The sequence below is a fragment of the Ihuprevotella massiliensis genome, assembly GCA_900095835.1.
GTDB classification, from domain to species: domain Bacteria; phylum Bacteroidota; class Bacteroidia; order Bacteroidales; family Bacteroidaceae; genus Alloprevotella; species Alloprevotella massiliensis.
In genome coordinates this window covers 2366292-2374265 of the sequence record LT608321.1, presented here as the reverse complement: position 1 = coordinate 2374265, position 7974 = coordinate 2366292, and the positions used below count along the sequence as shown (strand labels likewise).

The 7974-nt window shown below is 42.2% G+C and carries 8 protein-coding genes; 7 read left to right on the top strand and 1 reads right to left on the bottom strand.

Features of this window, described 5'->3' with window-relative positions:
- From BQ2633_RS11615 to BQ2633_RS09540, 7 genes are all read left to right on the top strand, one after another.
- Positions 1-342, top strand: a 342-nt coding sequence (locus tag BQ2633_RS11615; RefSeq protein WP_346048557.1) for a hypothetical protein, incomplete at its 5' end; no start/stop codon positions are given.
- On the top strand, positions 336-821 hold the full coding sequence (locus BQ2633_RS09570) for a hypothetical protein (protein WP_075566724.1): 486 nt from the start codon (positions 336-338) through the stop codon (positions 819-821). The genes BQ2633_RS11615 and BQ2633_RS09570, both read left to right, overlap by 7 nt.
- A gap of 292 nt (positions 822-1113) precedes the next feature.
- Positions 1114-1599, top strand: a complete 486-nt coding sequence (locus BQ2633_RS09565; protein WP_075566723.1) for a hypothetical protein — start codon at positions 1114-1116, stop codon at positions 1597-1599.
- A gap of 361 nt (positions 1600-1960) precedes the next feature.
- Complete coding sequence (locus tag BQ2633_RS09555; protein ID WP_075566722.1) at positions 1961-2536, top strand: DUF6707 family protein; 576 nt, start codon at positions 1961-1963, stop codon at positions 2534-2536.
- Positions 2537-2986: 450 nt separating this feature from the next.
- Positions 2987-3451 (top strand): hypothetical protein, encoded by a 465-nt coding sequence (locus BQ2633_RS09550; protein WP_075566721.1) that lies wholly within the window; start codon positions 2987-2989, stop codon positions 3449-3451.
- A gap of 19 nt (positions 3452-3470) precedes the next feature.
- Positions 3471-4856, top strand: coding sequence for a DUF5458 family protein (locus BQ2633_RS09545; protein WP_075567362.1), 1386 nt, complete (start codon positions 3471-3473; stop codon positions 4854-4856).
- A 115-nt stretch (positions 4857-4971) separates the two neighbouring features.
- Positions 4972-5946, top strand: coding sequence for a DUF3644 domain-containing protein (locus tag BQ2633_RS09540; protein WP_075566720.1), 975 nt, complete (start codon positions 4972-4974; stop codon positions 5944-5946).
- Between the two features lie 4 nt (positions 5947-5950).
- Here the strand turns inward: BQ2633_RS09540 and mobC are convergent, their stop codons facing one another.
- On the bottom strand, positions 5951-7954 hold the full coding sequence (gene mobC / locus BQ2633_RS09535) for a conjugal transfer protein MobC (protein ID WP_075566718.1): 2004 nt from the start codon (positions 7952-7954) through the stop codon (positions 5951-5953).
- Between the last annotated feature and the right edge of the window lie 20 nt (positions 7955-7974).

Here is a 7974-nt window from a genome sequence, read left to right as displayed (position 1 = left end):
CCATTCGGACTGGATTGTTGGAGCACAGCCCGAAAGAAGTTTTGGAAACGCGAGGCTTTGATTAATCCTCATAAATACTCTGCTCGAAACATTGCACGAATGAAGAAGGGAAAGGCTCCGATGATGAGGGTTGTGATTAGTAAATTTAATGTTGGACTCGAGGCGAAAGATATATCAATGGAATTACATCATTGGGCTTTACCACAGCGACTAAAAACCCCTAAGGCGAATGAGCTATGGAATTTAATACCTGCTACTCCATGGGGGCATGCCTCTATGGATTCGTATAAATATATAAACTATAAACTCTATAAAATTATAAAAAGCGTAAAAACATGGTAGATATTGCAGCTGTAAAGGAATTCATTCAGCATCCAGTGTATGTGTGCTTTATTGAAAGGCTACAAAAAGAGGGGGAATTGTCTATGAGTGAGAATCTCCCATCGTTTACTATATTGAACTATAGTGCAGATATTATAAACAAGTCGAAGGTTAGTATAAAAGAATTACTTAACCTCCTGAGTGCAGAGGACGAATCTTTGTATAGATATGTTCTTGCATTCGTAGATAGAGTCTCAAAAGATGATGATTTTGAGGATGAGTTTCCAGAAGGAGAAGAGCAAGACCCATTTGAAGATTCCGATGATGGCGTACTTCTCCCATACGAAAGAGATTTTGCCATATTTCCGGTGGTGTTATTCTATATAATCAAGAACCAGCCCAATGAGGTTTTACCTTTTCTAATGGCTTTGCGCTGGCCACATGTAAAGGCTAATGCAAAGAAAGAGCTCCTATTCTACAAGGAGGTTCTTGGGGTGTGAAATCGCTAAAGCAGTAGGGGACATCATTACATGCACATATCATAAGAGCCTTGCAGAACGTATTTGTACGCTATCTTCTACCGTTGACATTTAGTATCTTCATGAATAAAACATTCGTATAGCTATACCTCCCAAACAAACCGATACAGGACACCATATGAACTTTTCTATCTAAATTTGCAAAACCAGTGGTGCACTTCCTAGGGGAAAATACTCCATGGGGGCATGCCTCTATGGACTCGTATAGACATATAAACAATGAACTCTATAGAATTATAAGAAGCGTAAAAACATGGTAGATATTGCAGCTGTAAAGGAATTCATTCAGCATCCAGTGTATGTGTGCTTTATTGAAAGACTACAAAAAGAGAGGGGATTATATATGAGTGAGCATCTCCCATCGTTGGCTATGTTGAACTCTAGTGCAGAGGTTATAAACAAGTCGAAGGTTAGTATAAAAGAATTACTTAACCTCCTGAGTGCAGAGAAAGAATCTTTGTCTAGATATGTTCTCGCATACGTAGATAAAGTCTCAAAAAATGATGATCTTGAGGAAGAGTATCCAGAAGGAGAAGAGCAAGACCCATCTGAAAATCCCGATGATGGCGTACTTTTCCCATACGATAGAGATTTTGCCATATTTCCGGTGGTGTTATTCTATATAATCAAGAACCAGCCCAATGAGGTTTTACCTTTTCTAATGGCTTTGCGCCGGCCACATGCAAAGGCTAATGCAAAGAAAGAGCTCCTATTCTACAAGGAGGTTCTTGGGGTGTGAAATCGCTAAAGCAGTAGGAGACATCATTACATGCACATATCATAAGAGCCTTGCAGAACGTATTTGTACGCTATCTTCTACCGTTGACATTTAGTATCTTCATGCATAAAACAGTCGTATAGCTATACCTCTCAAACAAACCGATACAGGACACCATATGAACTTTTCTATCTAAATTTGCAAAACCAGTGGTGCACTTCCTAGTGGAAAATACAATGGCGATGTTTAAGGAAGGTGGGAAAGGTGTAAGTGTTCGGTACATATCTCCCTCTGACAATAGAGGGGCTGGTGCTGCTATTATTCATGCGTTAAAAGGAAAATTAAAAGACACAAGAGTTTTATTTAGAATAATAGATTAAATATGAATGCAGTAGCTTTGTATAAGCATAGAGAGTTTGTATGGTTTCAAGAGCAGGCGAGTGAATTCATTCGGAAAGTGGAAAATTTCCCCTCCTTGGACGATACGGAAGGAATAGAGCTTTTTGCTCATTTCTCATTCTGTTCCTACTTGCTTGATAGTCCAGTCTTATGGAAGTTCTTAGAAAAACCTATTGAATCACTTCCCTTTATAGACTTCAATTCTTGGGAGTTTATAGAGCCTTTATTGTTGCTCAAGGTAAGGTGTGATAAGTGTACAAGAACCAAGGGGAAAGAAAGAGTTGAAGAAGCACTACATTCAGGAGACGAACTTTCTCAAAAGGTAAATCGGTCTGTTTTTCTTCGTACTCTAAAAGGAGAGCATTTAGATTTGGACACCTTGAATCCGATATTCAATGCTAAAACTAAATGGTCTAATGTTTTTCATTTGGTGATACTTGCAATGGACATAGTCCGAATTGCTGAACTGGGAGGAAGCGAAGCTTTCCCTGTTGCTCGAGCTCACGAACTATTAGAGGAATGCAAGATTAAGTTTCAAGCGTCCTTTGGGATAGTGTAGCTTAACAGTGGCACGATCAGCACTTGTATGGTAGAGCATCTATGGTAACTTGATGAGGATTCTTGTGTGAGGATATCGGTTCTTAATAGCTACATCTAGGAGCAAACAATGACGCAATTTGGCTTATCGAACTTAAAGCCCCTTACGGATGTCGATGGCACAAAGGTGCAAAACCTCTGTTGGAACATTGACGGAATCCCTTGTTTATAGGCTCATTAACGGATTTTATCGGCAGGAATGGAAGAAGGTCTCTAGTCCTACTTAGGTCGCTCCCCTGTAAAAAAGTTTGATGAAAATTCGGGAAAGATTTGGTAATGTCGAGAGAAGTGCTTACTTTCGCATTGATGATGGTTCGTTATAGGAATCCTCTTGCTTTCAGTAGCTTGTGAAAACTTTAGTGATACCAGAATAAAAGCAATCAATAGAAAACTCACCTAATAACTAAAGCCTATGGCATTATATGAATACGGTGTCGGAGGAAACGAAGTCAAGATTGACGCCAACGAAGCAATAGCGGAGATTCCCTCCAATCGCACGCTACTCGTTCAGAAACTCACGGAAGAAGCTCCACTTCAGCCTGAGACGATTTATGGTCTTGAAACGCTCGAAGACGTCTTCGAACGCTTCCAACCCTCGGTGGAGCTGGAATTTCAAGACCAAGAGGGCAATGCGATTCCAGAGAAGCTAGACTTCAAAGGGCTCAGTGACTTCAGTGCTAAGAAGCTTAAGGAGAATAGCCCTTTCCTTTCACAACTCAATATTGAGCGAGAACAGTACCTCAAAATATCTCGTCTTCTGAGTAGTAACAAAGCTCTTCTGAAGAGCTTGAGTGATGAGGAAGCACGAGCTGAGATGATACAGGTTCTAGAGGCATCACTCGTAGAACTAGAGGATGCAAGTAGAATCAAAGAATAACCCAACAGACTACACGGCTATGGCAGATAAGAATACTCCCAAACCTCAGTTAGAGCAGAGCCCTAGTGCGAGCAATAGCACGACAAAGCAAGTCAGCTCTGCTAATCGCTCAGTCATTAATAAGCTCAAGGCTTATGGTGGCTTTGCGTTCTTGGAGCAAATTATCGATGAATTCTCTAATATGAACCCCGAGCGTAAAGCAAGACGTAACATCTTCTTGACCGATGAGGGACGAGGAGATGCTCGTCGTCAGCTGACAGGGCGTATCAAAATTTGGCTTGATCTCTTGAAATCAGGAGAGTCTGCTGATAAGATGCGAGACTTTGCTAAGGAACGTGCCATCGAAGTAGAGGAAACGCTTAATGCCAATCTTTTGACCACGCTCAAACGTACTCGTGAGTTGGAAGCCTCCTACCGCTCTGTGGCTCACTTCTTCAAAAATACAGAGGAGAGCAAGGTCAAGAACCTGACAATAGTCAATGCAGAACTTTCACAGCTGACGGATCTTGACAATACACTCTTCATCGATCACATCGCAGATGAACTGAAACAGAACTTTGACCGCCTCGACCTACGTCGTAACTACTCCTTACTCGTTGTGCCAGGCTATCTTGGATCTAATGCTGTGCTGGATAAATGGGCAAAGATTGCACACGATAACAAGGCACTCCTTGTCACGGACTTCCAAAACTTGGAGAGCCCAGAGGATGTCGTGGATATGTTCTTCAGCGCAGACCATACAGGTGGAGAAGTCTACAAGTCCAACACAATAATGACTTGTAACTGGTTGTTGGGACGAGCTAAAGTAGACGTTGCAGGTGAAGAGGAGCATCTTTACGTTGCTCCATCAGCAGCTCTTGCTGGACGTATCTACTCAACGAAGATGTCTCAAGTAGTGGCAGGTAAGAAGTTTGGTGGCATCAACGAAGTGGAGAGCGTACACTTTGACTTGAAGAAGAGCGAAATCTCAGAACTTGAGCGTATGGGACTCGTTCCAATGGTCAATGAGTATAGTCGAGTGATGGCATTCTCAGCCAAGACTCTCTTCAATGGAGATAACATTGGTCTACAGACTTACTCTGTCGTGCGTGTCTTCGACTACATCACCAAGGTGTTGTTTGACTTTCTCAACCGCAGAGCTTTTGAGAACTGGACAACACGCACTGAAGCAGACCTTCGTGCGCAAATCGTCAAGTTCTTGGATGGAGTACAAGGACCAAGCGGACTCATTGAGAAGTTCAAGGTGCTGAAAATAGAGCAAGATCCGAATCAGAAGGATAGAGTTCTACTTGATATTCATATCACGCCTTACTTCCCAGCCAAGAGCTTCATTATCCAGCTTGCAGGTCACAAGGGCGATAAGCCCGAGGACACGACTTGGGAGAGCGAGTACCGACAGGAGTAAGCAAAAGACTAGATAACAGATATAGTAATGGGGGAGGATGGAAATCTTCCCCATTATTATTATGCTCTAATAGAGCTGTAGTAGTAACTATATCAGATACAAACCAATATGGCAAATGAGTAAAAGGAATCATTTATATGTCTCTCTGATTGATAAGTCTTTAAGCAGTATACTGTCTGCTATTGAGCTTTATAATAAACCCGATTTTTCTTATAGGGAGGAAGCCTTTGCGATACTTGCGGTTAATGCTTGGGAACTTTTGCTGAAGGCGTTTATTCTTAGATCCAGTAAATATAATACTCGCTCTATCTATGAACTTATTCCAAAGAAGAAGAAAGATGGCACGAGTTCAACAAGAATGCTTGTATCTAAGAATAGAACGGGGAATCCTAAGAGTATCTCAATACTTTCAGCTATTGAGGTTCTAACACATCAAGGGAAGTTGCCTAGGAATGTAAAACTAAATATTGAAGCATTGATTGAATTGAGAGATAATGCAATCCATTTTGTGAACACATCCAAAACTTTTGGAAAGCAAATACAAGAGATAGGTTTCGCTTGCATTAAGAACTATCTCACCATAACCAAGGAATGGAGTATCGGTATCCAATTTGATAGATACAACTTCTATCTAATGCCACTTGCATATATAGAAAAAGGAACAATAGTTGATGGGGTGCTGACGAGTGAAGAGAAGAATTATGCATCGTTACTACAAAAGAAGCTTAAAGACTCAGAGGAATCTTCTTTTGACATTGCAATAGCTATTGATGTTCAGCTGAAAAAAGGGAATTCTATAGATAGCCTCGGAATGCATTATGCCTCCGATGGAGTACCAATCACACTCACCGAAGAGGATATCAAACAGCGTTATCCTTGGAGATATAAGGTCCTAATTGAAAAATGTAAGTCTAGATATTCTAACTTTAAGAAAAATAATCTCTTTAATCGTTATATGCGAGAAGTCAAATCAGACTCCAAGTTGTGTCACGTCAGAAGCTTAGATCCAGACAATCCAAAATCTCCGAAGCAGCAGTTTTATTCTACAAATGTGTGGAATGTATTAGATAAGTATTATCAAAAGCGCTGACACATCATTCTCTTATAAGCTGACATAATGCGGGGTCATTCTTGATTCGCTCAATCTCACTGGCGACAAGGGATAGGATGTCCTGCTTCACACACTTATAGTTGGCTTCGATTGTCTCACGGAGATTGTCGGAGCCATCTTCGTTTGTGAACTCCGCGATGATGGGAATGGGCTGATAGGCTTTCATTTCGGCAGAGACTTTAGCTGAATCTACAACTATCTCAGCGTGGAAGATTTTCTGCTCGATGCGCTCGTCGAAATTATCGGAGACAGCTCCGACAAACATGCCTTGTGTGAGGTTGGAGATTTTGGAAGCAGGGATAAGACTATCGAGTTGCGTGGAGATGGAGGTAGACTTGTCGTTGCGGTTAATGGTCATCGACTGACGTTGCTGGAGAACTTTTCCGAAGCGTTCGGAGAGGGTCTTGGCAGTTTCACCTACGACTTGACCTGAGAAGACGTTTCCCACGGTATTTTGGATAACCTTACTTTCCTTGTCTCCATAGTCACGCGTGAGCTGCGAGAAGTCTTGAAAGCCCAAACAAACTGCCACTTTGTTAGAGCGAGCTGTGGCAATGAGGTTGTCCAATCCACGGAAGTAGATGGTCGGTAGCTCGTCTATAATGACCGAAGATTTGAGTTGCTTCTTCTTGTTGATGAGTTTCACAATGCGCGAATTGTAGAGTCCAAGTGCTGCCGAGTAGATGTTCTGTCGGTCGGGATTGTTTCCTACGACCAATATCTTTGGCTCACGTGGGTTGTTGATGTCAAGGGAAAAGTCATCTCCTGTCATCACCCAATAGAGAGCTGGGCTTATCATGCGCGAGAGCGGTATCTTTGCCGAAGCAATCTGCCCTTGTAGCTGGTCTTGCGCCCCACCCTCCCAAGCATCCATAAAGGGTGAAAGATAGTTTGCCAATTCGTCATAGGCGGTGAGGATGGGAAATATCTGCGCATAAGGGCAATTGAGGAACTCAATGGCGTGGGGAAAGGTGCAATACTTGCCGTCTTCGTAGATTTTGAGGAACCAAATGATGGCAGCGAGTAAGATGATAGGTGACTCCACAAAGAAGTCTCCTTGTTTTTGAATCCACGAGCGGTTGAGGTTGAGCATAATCGTGTAAGCACTTTCGTAAGCATCAGAGATGTCCGTCATAAAACTAGGATTGATGGGATTGCAGCGGTGACTCTTGCGAGGGTCATCAAAGTTGATGACGAAGAATTGGGGTTTTACTTCATAAGCATCCAAATGATGGAGCAAATGATTGTAGGCAATCTCTGAGAGGTCAGGAAATTTGTAGTCGTAGATGTACATCGCAAAACCTTTTTCTATTTGTTGCTTGATGTAGTTGTTCACAATGGCATAAGACTTCCCCGAACCAGGTGTGCCGAGAACCATCGAAGCACGGAAAGGATTGACGATGTTGATCCACCCTTTGTTCCATTTCTTTTTGTAGTAAAAGCGTGTCGGCAAGTTCACCGAATACTCGTTTTGCATCAGCCGTGTTTCTTGCATAAAACTCTCGTTTTCCATGTTGAAAACGTCATCCATCAGGTTGTTCTTGAGCAAACGACTCATCCACACTCCAGCCATCAATAGGCAGATATAACCTAGAGACAAAGAGAAGATGTAGAATGATGCTGCACCTACTGCAGAGATGGGCAAAACGAGCAACCACCAATTGAGAAAGAAAAGCACAAAGCCCACGGCAAGGGCTGAGTAAATCATTCCCCACGTTATCTTTTCTTCTTTGACGCCCTTTGTGCCTAGGCAAGAAAGCCCAAGGAAGACTACACAAAAGAGCTTTGTCCAGAGAATGGAGGAGAACAGACCTGTCGTGCGTTGAAAATTGAGTAGGATTTTGTCGATTATAGCCAGCGTGAAGTGCCACGTTTCAAATGCGCTATAACAAAACCAATAGCAGTTGATGAGGAGAAAGAGTACGGATATGCCTCGCATAAAGTCCATAATCTTTCCCAATGCTCGTAAATCGTCTTCTTGTGCCATAGAGGTATGTGTGTGTGTGA